This is a genomic window from Colwellia sp. C1TZA3 (assembly GCF_007954265.1).
GTDB lineage: Bacteria > Pseudomonadota > Gammaproteobacteria > Enterobacterales > Alteromonadaceae > Cognaticolwellia.
On sequence record NZ_VOLS01000056.1, the window covers coordinates 1 to 20,743 of the forward strand.

Annotated in this window: 18 protein-coding genes, 1 tRNA gene and 1 pseudogene; 16 read left to right on the forward strand and 4 right to left on the reverse strand. The window is 39.6% G+C overall.

Annotated elements, in window-relative coordinates:
• Positions 1-89: 89 nt before the first annotated feature.
• Positions 90-620: pseudogene (locus ESZ39_RS14220) on the forward strand (transposase); the annotation flags it as partial.
• 256 nt (positions 621-876) lie between these two features.
• Positions 877-1,164, forward strand: coding sequence for a PEP-CTERM sorting domain-containing protein (locus ESZ39_RS14225; RefSeq protein ID WP_146880567.1), 288 nt, complete (start codon positions 877-879; stop codon positions 1,162-1,164).
• Between the two features lie 858 nt (positions 1,165-2,022).
• Here the strand turns inward: ESZ39_RS14225 and ESZ39_RS14230 are convergent.
• The 3 genes from ESZ39_RS14230 to ESZ39_RS18335 form a co-directional block, all read right to left on the reverse strand.
• Positions 2,023-2,099: transfer RNA gene (locus tag ESZ39_RS14230), tRNA-Pro, on the reverse strand.
• A 100-nt stretch (positions 2,100-2,199) separates the two neighbouring features.
• Complete coding sequence (locus ESZ39_RS14235; protein ID WP_146880568.1) at positions 2,200-3,921, reverse strand: DUF3413 domain-containing protein; 1,722 nt, start codon at positions 3,919-3,921, stop codon at positions 2,200-2,202.
• 56 nt (positions 3,922-3,977) lie between these two features.
• Entirely contained in the window at positions 3,978-4,199 is a 222-nt protein-coding gene (locus ESZ39_RS18335) for a DUF1414 domain-containing protein (protein WP_146880569.1), read from the reverse strand.
• Between the two features lie 78 nt (positions 4,200-4,277).
• Here ESZ39_RS18335 and yejK point away from each other — a divergent pair, with 78 nt between their 5' ends.
• From yejK to ESZ39_RS14265, 5 genes are all read left to right on the forward strand, one after another.
• A complete protein-coding gene (gene yejK, locus ESZ39_RS14245) occupies positions 4,278-5,411 on the forward strand; it encodes a nucleoid-associated protein YejK (RefSeq protein WP_146880570.1) in 1,134 nt (377 codons plus the stop codon).
• Between the two features lie 87 nt (positions 5,412-5,498).
• Positions 5,499-6,530 carry a dihydroorotase gene (gene pyrC, locus ESZ39_RS14250; RefSeq protein ID WP_146880571.1) on the forward strand — a complete coding sequence of 344 codons (1,032 nt, stop codon included), beginning with the start codon at positions 5,499-5,501 and terminating at the stop codon, positions 6,528-6,530.
• Between the two features lie 12 nt (positions 6,531-6,542).
• Positions 6,543-7,424, forward strand: a complete 882-nt coding sequence (locus ESZ39_RS14255; RefSeq protein ID WP_146880572.1) for a 6-carboxytetrahydropterin synthase — start codon at positions 6,543-6,545, stop codon at positions 7,422-7,424.
• Positions 7,417-8,259 (forward strand): M23 family metallopeptidase, encoded by an 843-nt coding sequence (locus ESZ39_RS14260; protein ID WP_146880573.1) that lies wholly within the window; start codon positions 7,417-7,419, stop codon positions 8,257-8,259. Before ESZ39_RS14255 ends, ESZ39_RS14260 begins: the two co-directional genes overlap by 8 nt.
• A 42-nt stretch (positions 8,260-8,301) precedes the next feature.
• On the forward strand, positions 8,302-9,057 hold the full coding sequence (locus ESZ39_RS14265) for a substrate-binding periplasmic protein (protein WP_146880574.1): 756 nt from the start codon (positions 8,302-8,304) through the stop codon (positions 9,055-9,057).
• A 127-nt stretch (positions 9,058-9,184) separates the two neighbouring features.
• Here the strand turns inward: ESZ39_RS14265 and ESZ39_RS14270 are convergent, their stop codons facing one another.
• Entirely contained in the window at positions 9,185-10,087 is a 903-nt protein-coding gene (locus ESZ39_RS14270) for a LysR family transcriptional regulator (protein ID WP_146880575.1), read from the reverse strand.
• Positions 10,088-11,042: 955 nt separating this feature from the next.
• Here ESZ39_RS14270 and ESZ39_RS14275 point away from each other — a divergent pair.
• From ESZ39_RS14275 to ESZ39_RS14315, 9 genes are all read left to right on the forward strand, one after another.
• Positions 11,043-11,765 (forward strand): histidine phosphatase family protein, encoded by a 723-nt coding sequence (locus tag ESZ39_RS14275; protein ID WP_146880576.1) that lies wholly within the window; start codon positions 11,043-11,045, stop codon positions 11,763-11,765.
• 58 nt (positions 11,766-11,823) lie between these two features.
• Positions 11,824-12,591, forward strand: coding sequence for an SDR family oxidoreductase (locus ESZ39_RS14280; RefSeq protein WP_146880577.1), 768 nt, complete (start codon positions 11,824-11,826; stop codon positions 12,589-12,591).
• A gap of 122 nt (positions 12,592-12,713) precedes the next feature.
• The gene (locus tag ESZ39_RS14285; protein ID WP_146880578.1) at positions 12,714-13,889 is read left to right on the forward strand and encodes an NADH:flavin oxidoreductase; all 1,176 of its coding nucleotides are present in this window, start codon (positions 12,714-12,716) and stop codon (positions 13,887-13,889) included.
• A gap of 138 nt (positions 13,890-14,027) precedes the next feature.
• Complete coding sequence (locus tag ESZ39_RS14290) at positions 14,028-15,251, forward strand: acyl-CoA dehydrogenase family protein (protein ID WP_146880579.1); 1,224 nt, start codon at positions 14,028-14,030, stop codon at positions 15,249-15,251.
• A gap of 38 nt (positions 15,252-15,289) precedes the next feature.
• A complete protein-coding gene (locus ESZ39_RS14295) occupies positions 15,290-16,366 on the forward strand; it encodes a phosphotransferase family protein (RefSeq protein ID WP_146880580.1) in 1,077 nt (358 codons plus the stop codon).
• 110 nt (positions 16,367-16,476) lie between these two features.
• Complete coding sequence (locus tag ESZ39_RS14300; RefSeq protein WP_146880581.1) at positions 16,477-17,238, forward strand: SDR family NAD(P)-dependent oxidoreductase; 762 nt, start codon at positions 16,477-16,479, stop codon at positions 17,236-17,238.
• A 73-nt stretch (positions 17,239-17,311) separates the two neighbouring features.
• On the forward strand, positions 17,312-19,117 hold the full coding sequence (locus tag ESZ39_RS14305) for an acyl-CoA dehydrogenase (protein ID WP_146880582.1): 1,806 nt from the start codon (positions 17,312-17,314) through the stop codon (positions 19,115-19,117).
• 117 nt (positions 19,118-19,234) lie between these two features.
• On the forward strand, positions 19,235-19,696 hold the full coding sequence (locus ESZ39_RS14310) for a MaoC family dehydratase (protein WP_146880583.1): 462 nt from the start codon (positions 19,235-19,237) through the stop codon (positions 19,694-19,696).
• A 72-nt stretch (positions 19,697-19,768) separates the two neighbouring features.
• Positions 19,769-20,698, forward strand: a complete 930-nt coding sequence (locus ESZ39_RS14315) for an SDR family NAD(P)-dependent oxidoreductase (RefSeq protein ID WP_146880584.1) — start codon at positions 19,769-19,771, stop codon at positions 20,696-20,698.
• Positions 20,699-20,743: the final 45 nt, after the last annotated feature.

A 20,743-nucleotide genomic window follows, 5' to 3' on the forward strand; every position in this document is an offset into this window, starting at 1 on the left:
AACACCACCTTCGTTACATTGTCTGGGCAGCTCTTTATTCATGCCCGTAGATTCACCTGATGGCACAGGTGGTTCTTGCAGCATCCTTGCTGAGTAGAACAACTCATCCAGCGACATCGTGTCGCACCTGGGAAGGGCGCTTTAAATCACAAGCGCTACTTGATGAAGCCGCACTTGCTGCTTGCATGGCTTATGTTGATTTAAACCCAGTAAGAGCTAAAATTGCAAAAACGCCAGAAAGCTCAGATTATACCAGTGTAAAACAGCGAGTTACTCAGGCTAAAAAAGCAAAGCAGCCCCAAAGCCTATTGCCTTTCATTGGCAACCCACGACAAGATATGCCAAAAGGTTTACCGTTTGAATTAGTAGACTATCTTGAATTAATTGAGCTGACAGGGCGTTGTATTAGAGAGGACAAGGTGGGTTACATTGACGCACAGCAACCCGCATTATTAATGCGGCTTAATATTAGCCCTGACAATTGACTCACGTTAAGTAAAGATTTTAGAAAACTCTTTCATGGCGCGATAGGTCATAGCGATGTACTGACAGACTATTGCCACCATCAGGGGCTAAAGCGACGACAGAACTTGAGTTGCTGTGAAAAACTATTAGCCTAAGAGCACATGGTTAAAACATCGATCCAACAAGCTTCAATACCATTGAAGGCCTTCCTATATTCAACTTATACTCACTGCTTGGTTTTCCCCTATTTTTGCCTGCATTAATGCTTTTTTATCTGTGCATTTTTTTGTCTATCGATTTTTGAAGGCATAGAGAGCTTGTGGTCATGCTTTATTTGAGATAATTTAACAATGGATGTCCTAGTTAAATTCGAATGAAGAGACTGAAGGAATTGGTACTTTAAACCTGTACATGTCTGCTGACAACATTAGTTTCAATGCTTTAAGTTTAGGCCTCATGCCTACTTACAACCTAAATGCTGATGATTATCTAGCTGAAGTGTTTTCTTTTTCAACTGTAAGTACTAGGTATATCCGTTTTGATATGTCTAACTGTACACAGGCAAGCTTTGCGTGTGCGATTGGTGAAGCCGCATTCAATAATGTTGATAATGTATTAGTTCCAGAGCCATCTACATTAGCAATTTTTGCATTAGGAATGATTGGTTTAGCATCACGTCGATTTAAGAAGCAATCTTAATATAGTTTTTAATATTAGACTCTAGAAAACATCAATTGTAATGATTGGTGTTTTTTTGTATCTGATGATTGGTAATTTAGGTTGCTTTATCAGTAAACCACGACGATAGGATTAAGTATCCTATGCTATTGCATATGGATAACTACTCCTGACGATTGACTGTTGTAGTGGCTCAGGAGCCAGTTAATGAACTTGAAGTCGAGTGGTTATGAACATCAAACACACTCGTTTTTATCGATGGAGAACGTCCGATATCAGGAAGTTTTTAGCGTAATGTGGTTGAGCAGTCAATCCGTTGCAGATCAACTTTCCTATGCTACCTCATAGCACATAGGCTAGATATCGTTTTGAGAAAATGATTGAAAAGGTGCGATTTTAGATGATTTAAACGGTTTGAATTTTTAAGTGAAGCATTGTATTATTTAAGGGTTTTACAGCTTTAGATAATAGTTGTATTAACCCTAAAAGCCTAACCATAAAGTTAGAGGTTCAGCTATGCCATATTCGAGGTAAAAGCGTTACATTAGGCTTGAAGAGTGAAGGGAGTAGATGTCATTGTGGTCATATTATATTGATCGATTATGGCATGATTAATACTTGACGCATTTTTTTAATTTAATATATCTTTATGGAAAAATAAAACTATTTTAGAACTAAGTTATGAATAGAAAAGACACTATTGAAAAAGGTTTAAGTAAAGCTACATTTCCCGTTGAACCAGAGCTATTTACAAAAATAGTATAAGTATATTTATTCTAAGTTTATTTCTGTGGTTACCTACAGGTTATCCAGACATAAAAAAGCCACTTAAACAGTTATATCAACTATTACTAAGTGGCTTATTTATAATACTAAATGTGGTCGGAGTAGCAAGATTCGAACTTGCGACCTCACGTCCCCCAGACGCGCGCGCTACCAAGCTGCGCTATACCCCGAATAATAAGCTTAATGGGGATAAAAGCTTATGCGTGCTATCTTAATGATTTATCGCTCGAATGCAATTAAAAAACACCATCAACTGAGCTAAGCGCCTAATTATTGTACGTTATCTACTTGTTTACTGAATTGTTTACTAAATTGTTTAATAAAGTGAACACCATCAATCATTAATGGAAAATCAGGTTTTGCCGTAATAGGTGCCGCCAGTTGGATAGAATAACTTTGAAAGTTACCATTTTGGTCAACAAACATGGATTTATCTTTATTAAAAACCACGATGCCGTTGTCCATGGTATTGGCAATAATACGGTCATTATTTAGGTTTTTGATATTAGCGCCGTTGCTATAGCTTTTGGCTTCAATATCACAATTTAGCCAGTTTTTAATCAGCGTAGGTTGCATATCCATATGACTAGTGAGTTTATTAATTGATCTATTTTTACTTGCCGGTAAAACCAGTAGCGCAGGTTTAATCGATAAACTTGTTTCTGTTGTGCTGTTACCAATAGAACTGATCCAAAGGATATCTTTGTCTTGCTTATCGCCTTGTTTATTGTTTTGCGCCGACATCAAGGCATCTAAAAACAGTTCAAACTGATAGCTATTATTACCCTTAAAATAAAATACGTGTAAACCTGGGGCATAACTGTTGAGTTTATCAGCAAATATCAAACTTGATATATCGGCTAGTTTTGTTGCTGCTGGGAATAGTCTGTTGGTTAGACTTAACAAACCATGGGTATTAATTACTGAGGCTTCATTGTGGTCTGCACCGACAATAGTAAGTGATTTGGCTAAGTTTTTCTGAGCCATAATTTGAAATAATAGCGGTTGTGCTTGCTGTTCGAACAAGGCTTTTTTATAAATACTTGGCAAGCTATAAAACAAGTTAAACCAAGCTTCTTTTGGTGACGCGTTATCAACGTGATTATCTAGCGAGAGCACACCTTGCTTGGCTCTTTGCTTTATTTTATCCAGTTGTTGAGTTTGCAATATTTGGTCTGTAATCACCATGAAAACAGATTTTTTTAACGCGCTGTCATTGGGACATTGACCTTGATAAAGTGGGTACTGAGGTACAGCATCAGTAAAAGCGAGCGGGCTGGTGCGACGGGCAATATAATCAACCTGATCGAACATGCCATATTTGGTTAATAAGGTTTTGGCCGTTGATGGATAAGACAGTGGCAATACTGTGTCTTGGCGCAATACGTCATACTCAAGATTGGCATCGGCCCAAATATGAATAATATGACTAAAAAAGAAGAAAATTACGAGCGCAATAACGATAAAGCGCGCAAAAATAGTTTTTTGTAATTCTTTCAGGTGTTTCCAAGCATAATTTGACGTTATCAGTTCAAACGATAATATAACCATGGTCAATACTAAGCTAACAAACCAGAACACTCGGCTATTTTGTTGTATTTCGTTATTAATAAGGTCAAGTATCGGCGCACTTGATGAAATATTTAAATGATAGCCTAAGCGGCTATAGATAAAGGCGTCAAGCAGCAAGAGCAATAACTGGACGCTAAAAATAATAGAAGCGACCACCCGAATAAATCGGGTTCGAGGAAACAACAGGGTGATTGGAAACAAAATGAGTACAAAGCTCATAAAGGTTAAAAAAGCTATATGGCTTAACCAAGTGGTGACTAAATAAGTTTGACCTAACAAAGTGTCAGGCATTGCTTCACTAAAGACATAAATTGACGATAATAAGATCGCCGCAATAATATTAAAAAAAGTGAACCAGTGGCTCCAGCTAATTAACTGTAATAGGCGCTTGCTATAGGGTTTTGATTCAAATGAAACCATTGCGTCGTTTAATTCTCTTATTATTGTTAATGAATGTCGCTTATTATTACTACGTTTTATTTAGAATTTTGTATAGATTGTTTTAATGCGTTGGTAAAATTGTCTACTATTGCCTCTCGTTCCTTTTTCGGCACATTGTTTGTAATAATTTCTGTCAGGGTATTTCCTAGGCACATTAGCGCTAGATCAGGGGTTGCAGACTCGTTGACGAGTACATCAAGCAAATTTGTAATAATTTTTTCTACACGTTCGTTGGAATACTTGGATACAATAGGCATCTTACACACTTAATGGTAATTTAATAAACAGACATAAGTTTATCAAATGCCCGAACAATATAATACTGACCTTTATCTATGAGCTTAATAATTTCAAACATTGCACTGCATTTTTTAACAAAAAAAGAAGAAACTGGTGAAGTTGTACTCAGGTTAGGTCCTGAGAATGTTGCAGCTAGCAGCAAAATAGAAAGTTTTGTTGATGCACTGCATAAAATTTATAACAGCAAAGGCAGTAAGGCCTACGGACATTTCTCTGCGATGCCAGCCCAGGGTGACAAAGCCCGATTTGTTGATATTATGGAAAGCTATTTAGGTGATGCGCAAAGCTTTCATCAATTTAGTAGCCAAGCCGGAAATTTACTTAAAAATGAATTAGAAAAATATAACCTGGCTGAAACCGGTTATTTAGTTGTTTGTCATTACGAGTATATGGGTGGACGTTACTTACTCGCAGCGATCATTCCTATTTCTGAACACTATTCAGTTGACGGTGACTTGCACATTTGGGCCGATCAACACCTTGATACTAATAAACTCCAGTTAGCCGCTCGTATCGATTTATTTGACTATCAAAATAATGCCCAAGGTAATCGTTATATCTCTTTTATCAAAGGTCGCGCAGGCAGAAAAGTATCTGACTTTTTCTTAGATTTTTTAAGCTGTGAAGAAGGTTTAAACTCAAAAGAACAAACGCAAACCTTAGTGCAAGCGGTTGAAGATTATGTGGCAGTTAATCAATTTGACGCCAATGAAAAACAACACAGTCGTAAAGAGTTATTAAGTTACTGCAAAGAGCAAAAAGAGTCGGCGCAAGATGTTTCATTACAAGAAATAGGCGAGGTTATTAAAACGGAAGAGAGCGGCCAAGACTTTTACAAGTTTTGCCAGGAGCAATCATACCCGATTGAAGAGTCGTTTCCTCATGATCAAGCGGTAGTGAACAAAGTCACTAAGTATGCGGGTTATGGTAACGGTATCAGTTTAAGTTTTGAGCGTAGTCACTTTGGTCAAGATGTAGTTTATAATCCCGCTGATGAAAGCATTACTATCTATAAAATACCGCCAAACTTAAAAGAGCAACTATTAGCGCTATTAGCAACTAATACTAATCAGAGTGCTAGCCAAAGCCTGGCCACAGAGCATAACTCAGAAAGCTCAGAAAGCTCAGAAAGCTCAGAAAGTTCAGAGAGCTCAGAAAACGAATACTAAGCGCTAGCTCAAGCTAAGCTAACAAGTGACAAAAAATCTTGCCCATTAACGGCAATAGCAGATGAATAGATTACATTAGGAAAAATAATGACCACATTAACGATTACTCGACCAGACGACTGGCATGTTCATTTGCGCGATGGCGAAAGTTTACATAGCACCGTTGCTGATATTAGCCGCTACTTTGGTCGCGCTATTATTATGCCAAACCTAGTACCACCGGTAACCAATGCAGAGTTAGCACGTCAATATCATCAGCGCATTATGGCCGCAAAACCGAGTGCACAGTTCCAACCATTAATGGTGTTGTATTTAACTGATCAAACCAGCGCAGAAGATATTAAAGCGGCAAAAGCGTCAGGTATTGTTTATGCGGCCAAGCTTTATCCCGCAGGAGCAACAACCAATTCTTCATCTGGCGTAACTAATATCGATAACCTTGCGCCAGTATTTGCGGCGATGGAAGCAGAGAACATGCCGTTATTGGTGCATGGCGAAGTCACCAGTCACGATATTGATATTTTTGACCGTGAAGCGGTATTTATCGATACTATATTGCGTCCATTGGTGGCAAAGCATCCGACATTAAAAATAGTGTTAGAGCATATCACTACCAAAAATGCGGTTGATTTTGTCAAAGCTGCGGGGGACAACGTAGCCGCAACCATTACCGTTCATCATTTATTATTTAATCGTAACCACATGTTAGTTGGCGGTATTCGTCCACACTTTTATTGTTTACCGATACTAAAACGTAATATTCACCAACACGCATTAGTGGAAGCAGCCACCAGTGGCAGTGATAAATTTTTTCTAGGTACAGATTCTGCGCCGCATTCACAAGATGCAAAAGAAAATGCCTGTGGTTGTGCCGGTGCTTACACCGCCCATGCTGCTATCGAGTTATATGCTGAAGCATTTGAACAAGCAGGTGCGCTTGATAAGCTTGAAGGTTTTGCTAGTTTACATGGTCCTAAATTTTATAATTTACCGGTAAACACCGACAAAATAACCCTAGTTAAAGCCGCATGGACTGTACCGGCCACTATGGCTTTTGGTAGCGACGAAGTGGTGCCTATTCGCGCCAATGAAACCATTGCTTGGCAAGTTAAGTTGTAGAGGAGTTATTAAATGCAGTTATTTGTAAATGATTTAACCGTTATCGATTTTTCGTACTGTTGTGCTGAACGTGGCATTGTGGGCGAAAGTTGGATTGTTGATGTTTTGCTTGAGGGTAGTTTAAATGAAATGAGTATGGTGCTTGATTTTGCTGTGGTTAAAAAGCAAATTAAGGCCATTATTGATGACGCGGTTGACCATAAGTTATTATTGCCCATGCAAAATAACACCGTTAGTGCTGAGGTCTCTTCTTATCGAGCAGATCATGAATTTGTCAATTTTAGTGCTAAGCAGGGTAGCTACTACTTACAATCACCGAGTTGTGCATTTGCCAAGATAGATGCCAAGCAAATAGATATTGCTGCGGTGACCGGCTATTTAACCGATATAATTTTGAGTCATTTACCAAAAAATGTCCAAGGTTTAACGCTAAATTTACGGCCAGAAAATATTGATGGTGCTTATTATCACTATACTCACGGTTTGAAACTGCACGACGGTAATTGTCAGCGTATTGCTCATGGCCATCGTTCAAAAATTCATATCTATGAAAATGGTCAACGCTCAGCAGCGCTTGAAGCGGCTTGGAGTTCACGTTGGCAAGATATATATCTCGCCAGTGAAGCTGATCGCATGGCGTTAAGCGAGATAGAATTGTCGGCTACTGCAATGGCTAATTTGACTGCCGATCACCAATTATTTTCTTATTTTGCGCCACAAGGCCGATTTGATATTGCTGTGCCAAGTCATATTTTAGATGTGGTTGATTGTGATTCAACAGTTGAGTTACTGGCCGACTTTATTGTTCGCCAACTTAAAAAGCAAGCACCGAACGATGAATTTAAAGTGGTTGCCTTTGAAGGTGTTGCTAAAGGAGCCATTGCTAATGGTTAAACAAGCTTCATTATTATTAACGCTCATCTTTATAGCGAGCTTACTGAGCTCACAAGGGGTGTTAGCAAAGACACCAGCTCAAACACAATTGAGCGAGCAATTTTTTCAAGGGGCGTTAATTGTCGGTAAAACAGCGCCAGAAAATAAAGTCAGGCTCAATGGTAAAGCGATCAAAGTCTCTGAAAACGGCGACTATGCTTTAGGCTTTAGTCGAGATGAAAAAAATAATAGTGAACTCACCATCATTAGCCCAAGCGGCGTAATTGAAAAGCAGATATTAAAACCACTAAAACGTGAATACAACATTCAACGGGTTGAAGGTATTGCTAAAAGCATTATGAATCCTAACAAAAAGGCTAATGTCCGTGTTAGAGAAGATAATAAAAAGATTAAAGCTGCTCGCAAAATTGACAGTAACTTAATTGCGTTTTCTCAAGGCTTTATTGCGCCCATTGAAGGTATCATTACTGGTGTTTACGGTAGTCAACGTTATTATAACGGTGTGCCTAAATGGCCACATTATGGTTTAGATTATGCTGGTAATACAGGCGATGCAGTTAAAGCGCCGGCAGACGGCACTGTACTTATGTTTGTGCCTGATATGTTTTATTCAGGTGGCACAATGATCATAGATCATGGCCATGGCGTTAGCTCAACATTTTTGCATTTAAGTGCTTCATATGTCAGTGTTGGTGACAAAGTCAGTAAAGGACAACTTGTCGCTGCTGTTGGTGCAAGTGGCAGGGCTACAGGCCCGCACTTAGACTGGCGAATAAACTGGTTTAATATGAGATTAGATCCCGCGTTAGTATTAAAGCTCAAGCCTTTGAAATAAATTATATAACATAATTTAACCAAAGCCATAAGTCAGGTTGTTATGAAAAAATTTCTCCTCTTAGTTTGTTTAATGGTAAATTTTACTAGTTATGCCAAAGATTTCTATGTGGGATGGGAGCTATGGTTCCCCTATCAATATCGCAATAGTCAACAAGAGCTTGTGGGCTTAGATTTTGAAATTTTCAACACAATATTGACTAAAGCTGGTTATACAACAGAATATACTGAACTACCCTGGAAGCGACATTTACATTATATAAAAACTGGTGAAATGGATGTCGCCATGGGCGCGTCATTCAGCGAAGAAAGGCTGCGTTACGCTATGTTTAGTAGGCCCTATAGACAAGAGACCGTGAATCTATTTGTTCGAAATGGCCAAGCTAATAGCATTAAGTTAGGTGCATTATCAGATCTAACTAACAGCAATTACACGATTGGTATCGAAAGCGGATATTATTACGGTGATGAATACCAAGCGTTAATGAAAACAGCTGAATTTCAAGAGCATATTATTGAAGTTGTTGATATTGAAGAGAATGTAACATTACTATTAGCTGGGCATATTGATGGTTTTCTGGTTGATCCAGCCACCATTAAAGCCTTCGCTAACAAGTACAAAATGGCTGGAGAATTTGAAGCACATCCAGTAAATATTTACCAAACAGATATTCATATTATGCTTAGTAAAAAATCTGTTAAACCCAGAGCTATTACCGCGATTAATCAGGCGATTAGTGAGTTAAAAAAATCTGGCCAGTTAGATAAAATAATTAATAAGTGGCATCAACTTAATTAAGTGTAAAATCACATTTTTAATACCGATTTTTCGATGTGGATAAATAAATGTAAAACCGCAGTGATTAGGTGTTAAGTGTTTTTAAACTTTAATTTCTATTGGCCCTGTTAACTCAAGAGGCTTAATTTCAAGGGCTAGTAGATGTGGTTTGAATAATTTGATTTCTTAACCATTTATTTGCAGGGTCAAAATCGACATTGCTGTGCCAATATAAATGCACGTCAATATCGTGCAAACTCACTGGTAAAGGAAATACCACCAAATCTAGCAGTTGGCTGTACATCTTCGCTGTTGTTTCGGTTAACGTTAGCAACATGTTGTTATCGGCAATAACTTGGCAGGCAGAGAATGCATGCTGACACCTCAAGCCAATCTTACGTTGTAGTCCTAATCGCCCTAACTCAAAGTCTTCAATACTCGGCCCTACTGTGCGAGATGAAACTAGTACGTGCTCTTGTGCGAGATAGGTTGCTAAATCAAGTGTCGACTTTACAATAGGGTGATTTTTTCGTGCCAGCACGACTAATTTACTTTGATCTAATTGGGTGTGCAAAATATTGTCACTAACCGGCAATAAGGTGTCTATTGCTAAATCAATATCACCACTGGCAAGTTTATTTTCCAATTCATGACGATTAACTCGGCGACTACTTTGTAAATTAATTAAAGGCGCTTCTTTTCTAATGCGTTGCATTAAAGGTGGTAAGTATGAGGCTTCTAAAGCGCCATGTAACGAGACATTAAAGTTATTACGCGAGACTAAAGGTTCAAATTGTCTAGACTGCGCCAAACAAACTTTTAATTGTTGTAAGGCTTCACGCACATCGGCAATAACATTATTGGCAACCGGCGTTGGCCGCATCTGGTTACCTTGACGAATAAACAAAGCATCATCAAAATTATGTCGAAGTTTACCCAGTGAATGACTCACAGCAGGTTGCGACAAGTTAAGGGCAGAAGCTGCTTTGGTAATATTGCCTTCACAGTAAATTGCTTCAAAGACCACAAATAGATTTAAATCTACTTTCATACTTTCTCCATTTAATTTAACAACCATTAAACCACTATTGGTAATGTTATTATTTCAATCTCAGTTCATTTTGGCTATTAGTGAGAACTATTAATTTTTGCCTTATGGCGTTAATCGCCCGCTTAACCCTTAATTCAAGGTTGGACTTCAGTCCACAAGCCCGATAAACAAAACAATAGTTTGCTGCAAACCTTTGTTAACCCAGCAGATTAATTACTAGTTTAATAGTTGGCGGACTTCAGTCCGAACTACAAAACAATCACCCACCGCTGTATTATCACCCGTAAAAGCCATTTTGGCTAAGCTACTTATTTTTCCTGTAAGCCTCTAAGCAGTAAACTTATAACCTAACAACCGTGTGCATATTTATTATGTTAAGTAGGGCAATATGTGTGAAACCAAGATCATTAATACCAAGCCAATTAAAATATAGTCAAGGGTGATAAGTCATTCTTTTAATATATTATACCAATCCCATTAAGTTATTGCTCACTTGTACTAGTTAAAATAGCTCAAAGCTGTGTTGCTCTCACTCCCAATAGCCAGCTATTGCTCAATCGAGCGCCTTGCCTTGAATTATTTTTCCTGCGCACAACAAGATCACAAACTTAATGGAACTGGTATTACAAGTAATCCTCCTTATTATCTATTCATAATTCGAATACTAGGTTATAAGAACTATTCATTTGCTTAATTTTTTGTGGGCACTTAGCATAGATTAATTGCATTAAACTGATATTTTAATCATTACAATGATAAGTAATAAAGTAATAAAGTAATAAAGTAATAAAGTAATAAAGTAATAAAGTAATAAAGTGATAAGTAATAAAGTAATAAAGTAATAAAGTGATAAGTAATAAAGTGGCAAGTAATAAAATGGTAAGCAATAAAATGATAGTAAGCGTAACTTTTAATCTAATGCAAAACCAATACGTTATGGCAGTAGCCTAGTTTTATGGCGGCTATTTATCTGATTCGTCATGGCCAAGCTTCATTTGGTAAAGCTGATTATGATCAATTATCTGAAAAAGGTGCGATGCAAGCTCAGTTATTGGGCAAATGTTGGCAGTCGTTGCCGGCACCTGATCAGGTGTTTTCCGGTGATTTACTGCGCCATGAACAAACCCTTGAAAACTTTTTATTAGGTTATCAGGGTAATAAACCCGCGAGGATTTTACATTCAGGTTTTAATGAATTTAACCATGTAGAACTGCTAACACGCTACGATGCTCAGTGGAAAAACTTTGCCGATAAAGTAGCAAAAACAAATCAGTTACCTAACGCACAGCAAGTTTTTCAACAAGAGTTTTCACTGGCAATTAAACGCTGGGTTGGTGGCGCATACGACAGTGATTATATTGAGAGCTGGCCACAATTTAAAAAACGTTGTATTACAGCTTTGCAAGACATTCTTTACCAAAAATTAATGGCTAAAAAGTCTGTAAATAACGCCAAGCGATCAAACGATATATGTATTTTTACTTCGGGCGGTACAATCTCTGTACTTGTTCAACATGTATTAGCTTTATCAGATGAAAATACACTGGCAATAATTCAACAGTTACGTAATACCAGCGTGACTAAATTACTTTTTTCAAAAAACAACTTAAGCATTGATTATTTTAATAACTACAGTCATTTAACCCAAGCGGGTGCTGACTGGGTAACGTTTAGGTGAGATAAGCGTTAAGTGACAAGTAAAAATAAAGATAAAATCTATAACAAGGAATAAAGATATGAGTACCAATTTGTTTGATTTAACAGGAAAAATTGCTTTAGTTACCGGTGCAAGCAGAGGTATTGGCGAGCACATCGCTAAATTACTGGCAGAAAACGGCGCCCATGTTATTGTCTCGAGTCGTAAAATAGCCGGCTGCCAAGCGGTTGTTGAGCAAATTATTGCCGCGGGTGGCAGTGCCCAAGCCATTGCTTGTCATATTGGTGAAATGGAGCAGATAGAAGCAATATTTGCTCAAATTTCAGCAGAGCACGGTAAGCTAGATATATTAGTTAACAATGCTGCGACAAACCCATACTTTGGTCATGTATTAGATACTGATTTAGCGGCCTTTCAAAAAACGGTTGACGTTAATATTCGTGGCTACTTTTTTATGTCAACGCTGGGCGCTAAATTAATGAAAACAAATAACGGTGGGGCGATTGTTAATGTGGCCTCTATTAATGGTGTTACACCGGGTGATTATCAAGGTATATATTCCATTACTAAAGCCGCGGTTATTTCGATAACCAAAACTTTCGCGAAAGAATGTGCTCAATTTAACATTCGTGTTAATGCCATCTTACCCGGTGGCACAGACACTAAATTTGCCTCTACCCTAGTTAATAACCCAAAAATATTAGCAGAAATGTTGCATCACGTGCCGATGAAGCGAGTGGCTCAGCCTGAAGAAATGGCGGGCACTGTATTGTACTTGGTTTCCAACGCTTCAAGCTATACCACAGGTACGGCGATTAATGTTGATGGTGGCTATTTAATTGGCTAGCCAATAGCCCTTTCAATCTATATAAGCGTAAATTAATAGTGACTCAGGCTTTTAGACTTATCGTCGCCGCTTTAGTTAATTTACTCAGAGCAAATAAAAAATTAAAGAGTGTAGGGAATAAGATGAGTAGCATTAATGCAGAAAAAAACGCTGAAAATAAGGGAGTAACTAAAACCATAGCCAAGACAGTAACTAGTGCAGCTAAACTTTTTCAACCCTTCTCTATCGGTGGTTTAACCTTAAAAAATCGCACGGTTATGGCACCGATGACCCGTACATTTTCGCCAAACTATATCCCAACCGACGAGGTAGCTAAATATTATCGTCGTAGAGCCGAAGGTAACGTTGGATTAATTATTACCGAAGGCACTTTTATCTCACATAAAGCAGCCAATGGTTATGAGCGTGTGCCGGCTATTTTTGGCGAAGAAGCCTTAGCCGGTTGGAAACATGTTGTTGATGAAGTTCATGCCGCCGGTGGAAAAATTGCCCCGCAGCTATGGCATGTAGGCTCAGTACGTAAAGAAGGCATAGGCCCAGATAAAACCATACCGGCTTATAGCCCCTCAGGTTTGTATAAGCCGGGCACACCCAACGGTATTGCCATGAGCCAAGCAGATATTGATGAAGTTGTTACCGCATTTGCTCAAGCGGCTGCTGATGCTAAAGCTATTGGTTTTGACGCGATTGAAGTGCATGGCGCGCATGGTTATTTAGTTGACCAATTTTTTTGGCAGGGCACCAATCAACGCAGTGATAAATATGGCGGCTCATTAGAAAATAGAGCACGTTTCGCTGTTGAAATAGTGCAAGCTATTCGCCTTGCTGTTGGTGCAGACTTTCCGATAATTTTTAGATTCTCTCAATGGAAGCAACAAGATTATAACGCTAAGCTTTGTCAAACACCTGAAGAATTAACCACCTTCCTATCATTACTCAGTAACGCCGGTGTTGATATTTTTCACGCCAGTACGCGTCGATTTTGGTTAGCTGAATTTGAAGGTTCGGATCTCAATCTTGCCGGTTGGACAAAAAAAATCACTAATAAACCCGTTATAACTGTCGGTAGTGTCGGTTTAGATAGTGATTTTACCGGTGAAGGTAGTGTCGATTTGGGGGGAACATCAAACCCAACCGGTATTGATGGTTTGTTGGCGCGTTTAAATAATGATGAATTTGATCTAGTCGCTATCGGCCGAGCATTATTAGTTGATCCAGAGTGGGTTAACAAAATTCAACATAATAAAGCCGATGAAATAGCGCAATTTAATAAAGCCGCGCTGATGAAATTAAGTTAATCGCCATCACAGAAGCGTTTGCGATAATGTGAATTTAAGATTGCGTATTGTTAATTTTGACTTGTTAATTGCACATGGTTAATTGCGCTTACACGACATAAATAACAGCCAGATATTAAAAAATAATAAGGATCTCCTATGGATTTTGAATATAGCGACAAAGTTAAAGAATTAATGGCCCGTGTCAGCACATTTATGGACACGCATGTTTATCCTGTTGAAGCACAAATGCATGAGCAAGTAGCACAGAATCAATGGTCAACCCCGCCCTTAATGGCAGCGCTTAAAGCCAAGGCAAAAGCACAGGGCTTATGGAATTTATTTTTACCGGTAAGTTACGGTAAATATAGCGCTGGGTTAACTAACTTAGAATACGCCCCCCTTGCCGAAATTATGGGCAAAGTGATGTGGGCGCCAGAAGTATTTAATTGCGCGGCACCTGATACTGGCAATATGGAAGTATTAGCTAAATACGGTAATGAAGCGCAGAAAAAACAATGGTTAGAGCCGCTACTTGAAGGAAAAATTCGTTCAGCATTTGCTATGACCGAGCCAGAAGTCGCCTCAAGTGATGCGACTAATATTGAGCTGCGCATAGCACGTGAGGGTGATGAATATGTTATCAACGGTCGAAAGTTTTATATTAGCGGTGCCTGTCGCAAACAATGTGAAATTATGATCGTGATGGGTAAAACTGATCCCGATAATAGCAACCGCTATATTCAACAGTCTCAAGTGCTAGTACCGATGAAAACACCAGGCGTAACCATGGTACGTCCAATGCAAGTATTTGGTTATAACGATGCACCCGAAGGGCATGCTGAAATCACTTTTGACAACGTCCGAGTACCGGTTGAAAACATTATTGTTGGTGAAGGCAAAGGTTTTGAAATTGCCCAAGGTCGTTTAGGCCCAGGCCGTATTCATCATTGCATGCGCTCTATTGGCGTAGCACAACGAGCGCTTGATTTAATGTGTCAGCGAGTTAACGAGCGTATTGTTTTTGGTCGCCCGATGATCAAACAACAATCAGTGCGTGAAGACATTGCTATTTCTGCTTGTCAGATTGAACAAGCACGCCTGATGACCTTAAAAGCCGCGCAAAAAATGGATACTGACGGTAATAAAGCCGCGAAAGATATTATCGCGATGATCAAAATTGTTGCGCCAAGTATGGCACTTGATGTACTTGACCGTGCTATTCAATGCCATGGCGCCGTTGGTGTTAGCCAAGATACCTTTTTGGCCCATGCGTTTGCTGGCCAGAGAACTTTGCGTTTAGCCGATGGCCCAGATCAAGTGCACATGATGCAACTTGGCCGCGACTTAGTGAAAAAGACCACTTCAGATCAATCGCTGTAAAAATTGAACAGGTTAAACCCAATAGAAGAGATAAACAGATGACAGCAACGGTTGCTTTTGATGTAGAAAAATTAACTCAATACCTTGAGTCGCAGGTAACAGGCTTTATTGGCCCGATCACGTTAAGCAAGTTTACTGGTGGGCAGTCAAATCCTACTTTTAAAGTAACGGCTGAATCGGGTTTGTATGTATTACGCAGCCAACCACCAGGCAAATTGTTAAAATCTGCCCATGCTGTTGATCGGGAGTTTGAAGTGCTTGATGCCCTTAAAGGTACTGATGTACCTGTTGCTCAGGTCTATCATCTTTGTCGAGACACTGACATTATTGGCGCTATGTTTTACTTGATGGAGTTTTGCGATGGTAGCGTTTATTGGAGTCCGTCATTAGCCGAAATTTCAACCAATGCTTATCGCAGCGAACTATATGATGCGATGAATAAAACATTAGTCGCTCTGCACAGCGTTGATATTGACCTAGTGGGTTTAGCTGATTACGGTAAAGCAGGTAACTACTTTGAACGACAATTTGGTCGTTGGACTTCGCAATATCGTACTACAGAATTACAGAAAATTGCGGCTATGGACCAACTTATATTTTGGCTCGAAAAGCACTTGCCTGAAGACGATGGCCGAGTTTGCTTAGTACACGGTGACTTTCGTTTAGACAACATGATGTTTGCCAAAGACAAGCCTGAAGTTATGGCTGTACTGGATTGGGAATTATCGACGTTAGGACATCCTTTTTCTGATTTAGCTTATCAATGTATGCAGCTGCGTATGCCACAAGGCATGGGCTCTATCGATGGCTTGCAAGGTGTTGATAGGGTGAGTTTAGGCATACCCACAGAAGCAGAATATGTGGCAAGTTACTGTCAACGCATGGGCATTGACCATATCGACAATTGGAGCTTTTATCTGGCATTTAGCTTTTTTAGATTAGCAGCCATAGTGCAGGGCGTGGCAAAGCGCGCGTCAGAGGGCAACGCATCAAATGAACATGCTAATAAAGTTGGGGCATTTGTTGAACCTTTAGCGCAAATGGCTTTAAGTATTATCGAACAAACAGGCGAACAAACAGCCAAGCTATCTTCAAAAAAATCAGCAGATAAATAAGGTTAAAGATAATTTTTGCATAAAATAACCCTATAAATGTCAATTAATAGATAACGAGTCGTTATTAGAACAAATTGATTAAACAATATTCGTAATGTAAAGGAAATACCATGGATGCACTATTAGATTTTACAGGAAAAGTAGCTGTTATAACGGGTGCAGCACAAGGCTTTGGTCAGTTGTTAGCACAAGAATTAGCCAAGCGTGGTGCCAAGTTAGTGATCAGTGATATTAACGAGTCTGCTGTGTTAAAAGTGGCTGAAGATATCACATCAACTGGCGCTGAGGTTATTGCACTGGCTTGTGATGTTTCAAAAGATGATGACTGTAAGGCTATGGTCGACAGCGCAATTAAACACTTTGGCCGTGTTGATATAGGTGTTAACAACGCGGGTGTGGCGCACGAATTTATGCCATTACACGAGATAGACGAAGCAATAATGGACAGTCAATTTGCCATCAATGTGAAAGGTGTTCAATTTGGTATGCGCCATCAAATACAACAAATGCTACAACAAGGTGAAGGGGCTATTCTCAATGTCAGCTCTATGGCTGGCTTAAGTGGCGCCGCAAGAGGTAGTGCTTATGCGATGGCTAAACATGCGGTGATTGGTTTAACTAAATCTGGTGCAGTTGAATATGGTCGCAATAATATTCGCATCAATGCCATTTGTCCGTTCTTTACTTTAACGCCTATGGTGACTAATTTTGCTGATCAAGAACAACAAAAGAAAATGGCTAGAGGCGCACCGATGAATCGTTTAGGCGAACCGAAAGAAATTGTTGCCATGATGCTGATGATGTTATCTCCAGCCAATACCTACATGACAGGGCAATGTATCGCCATAGATGGCGGTGTATCAGCGCAATAAGTTAATAACACTTTAATCACTTGCTAATAACTCGCTGTTACTTAGCTAAGTAAAAAGATGAGAAGATAATTTTATGTCTGCAACATTAATGAATGAACGTGATCTTGAATTTATGCTCTATGAGCTTTTTGATAGTGAATCACTGATAAAACGAGAACGCTATCAAGACCACGACCGCCAGACTTTTAATGAAGTCATTAATACGGCTAAAACCATAGCTGAGAAACACTTTTTACCTATTCGACAAAAACTTGATACCCATCAACCTACCTTTGACGGTAAAAACGTCAGCCTTATTCCTGAGTTAAAACCCGCCATTGAAGCGGTAATAGCATCGGGTATTTCATCAGCCACTGCAGATTTCGCATCAAATGGCATGCAATTACCGCCCATTATTGCAAGCGCGGCTAACACCTATTTAACCGCCGCAGGTGGTGTCGGTTTAGGTTACAACATGTTGACCACCGCTAATGCAAATTTACTGCAAGCTCATGGCAGCAAAGCCCTGATTGAAAAATGGGTTAAGCCCATGCGCTCAGGACGATTCATGGGCACCATGGCGATGACCGAGCCAGGCAGCGGCTCAGGGCTTGGCGATTTAATCACCAAAGCGGTTAAGTCTGCAGATGATACTTATCGCATTAGCGGTAATAAAATTTATATTTCTGGTGGCGATCATGATTTAAGTGAAAATATTGTCCATTTAGTGCTTGCGCGAGTACAAGGGGCGGTGAAAGGTATTAAAGGTATTTCATTGTTTGTAGTGCCGAAGTTTTTAGTGAATGATGATGGCACCTTGGGTGAGGACAATGAAGTGGCGCTGGCGGGGTTATTTCACAAAATGGGCGGTCGCGCTCAAACCTCGACATCATTAAGTTTTGGTGAAAAAAATGGCTCAGTCGCTTACTTAGTTGGTGAAGAAAACCAAGGGCTTAAGTACATGTTTCATATGATGAATGAGGCACGTATTATGGTGGGGACTAGTGGTGCAACGCTAGCAGTTGCCGGTTATCAATATGCGGTTGATTACGCAAAAAACCGTCCCCAAGGGCGCTTGCCATCATCTAAAGATCCACTTTCTCCTATGGTTAATATTATTGAACACGCCGATGTCCGCCGTATGTTACTCGCGCAAAAAGCTTATGCAGAAGGCGCACTTTCGTTAGTGCTTTATGGCTCACAACTGAGCGACGACGAAAAAACTGCCCCAACAGTTGAAGCACGACAAGGTGCGCAGGTGTTATTAGACTTTTTAACCCCCATTATAAAAACCTGGCCGTCAGAATATGGTACTAAAGCTAACGACCTAGCTATTCAAGTATTGGGCGGACACGGTTATATTAACGAGCATCCTGTTGAGTTGTTTTATCGTGACAATCGCTTAAACGCCATTCACGAAGGCACCACAGGTATTCAATCGTTAGACTTATTAACCCGCAAAGTACCGATGAATAAAATGGCCGGCTACACAGCCACCATAGCTGAAATTTATAAAACTATTGAACAAGCAAAACCCTATAAAAATTTAGCTGAATTTTCTACACAACTCAGTGTCGCTGTTGAGACTTTAAAACAAACAACCCAAATGATATTGGGCGCAATGTCGACTAGCAATATCGATTTGGCGTTAGCTAATTCTGTCAAATACCTTGAATTATTTGGCCACGTTATTGTCGCGTGGCTATGGTTAAAACAAGGCATAGTTGCTAGCCAAGCACTGAGTAAACAGCCGCATCAAACTGATGAGCATTTTTATAACGGCAAGCTACAAGCATTACAGTATTTTTATCGATTTGAGTTACCAAAAATATCATTATGGTCAAGCATCTTACGAAGCAGTGACAGCACAACCTATGACATGAAAGTAGACTGGTTTTAAAGCTTAACTGTTAAAGATCAAGCATTAAAGCTCAAACATGCGCCTAAAGTAACGAAAGATCCGGTATTAAAAGCTAGATGGTAACTAAAATAGATCGTAGCTAAATGGAGAATTACTATGCCCACCATCATAAAAAAAGATCAATTAGCCAACTACATTGGCTTTGAAGCCAAGCCGACCCCTTGGCACCAAATAACGCAAGCGCAAATTAATCAATTTGCCAATTGTACCTTAGATCATCAATTTATCCATGTTGATGAAGAAAAGGCAAAAGCAACACCGTTTGGCTCAACCATCGCGCACGGCTTTTTATCCTTATCAATGCTCTCTCATTTTGCGGAAGACTTTAGTGTCATTATTGAGGGGTTCTACATGGGCTTAAACGCAGGTTTTGATAAAGTCAGGTTCCTACAACCGGTTAGCGTAAATAGTCGCGTTAGAGCACACGCTAAGACCTTGGCCATTAAAGAGAAAAAACCAGGGCAATATCGTTTATCTACACAAGTGACAGTTGAAATTGAAGGTTGTGACACGCCGGCATTAGTAGCCGAGTGGCTTTCAGTACAAATGGTTAAATAGCGCCATATATCGTCTAGATGTGGACTATTAATATTAAAAAAACAACGAATTAAAGCATGTTAAGGAAGTACTATGTCAATCAGTTTTGAAGGTAAGGTCGCCATTGTTACTGGCGCAGGTAACGGTTTAGGTCGCTCACACGCCTTAGCACTTGCAGCGCGTGGCGCAAAAGTGGTGGTTAATGACTTAGGTGGTGCGCGCGATGGTAGCGGTGCCTCATCACAAGCCTCACAAGAAGTGGTGCGTTTAATTGCAGAAAATGGCGGTGAAGCTATCAGTCACGGTGCTAACGTTGCCAACTTTGATGAAGTGCAAGACATGGTTAATCAAACCATGAAAAAATGGGGCCGTGTTGATATTCTTATCAATAATGCTGGCATTTTACGTGACAAATCTTTTTCAAAAATGAGCTTAGATGATTTTAAACTGGTGATGGATGTTCATGTTATGGGCTCTGTTAATTGCACAAAAGCGGTTTGGGAAATCATGCGTGAACAAAACTATGGCCGTATTGTGATGACAACATCGTCCAGCGGCATGTACGGTAATTTTGGTCAAGCAAATTACGGTGCTGCAAAAATGGCGGTTTTAGGTTTGATGAATACGCTAGTGCTTGAAGGCGCCAAAAATAATATTCGCGTTAATGCACTTGCACCAACAGCTGGCACGCGTATGACTGAAGACTTAATGCCAGCAGAAATTGTTCGAGCATTTGCTCCTGAAGCTGTTACGGCGGGCTTGCTAACATTGTGTGATGACGATGCCCCTAATCGCTTTATTTTATGTGCTGGCGCAGGCGGTTATTCAAGTGCCAGTATCTTTGAAACCCAAGGTTGTTTTATTGCTGGGCATAAGCAAAACCCTGAAAACGTGCGTGAACAATGGCCCGAGTTAACCGATCAAACTGGCCAAGCAGCATTAGAGTCAGGCACAAAACAAGGTGAAAAATTTGTTTTAAAAGCCATGGCTTTCATGAAATCACAACAAAATAGTCACGCGTAACCAATTCGTCAAAATGATCACGTAATTATCAGTTAACTATCAATA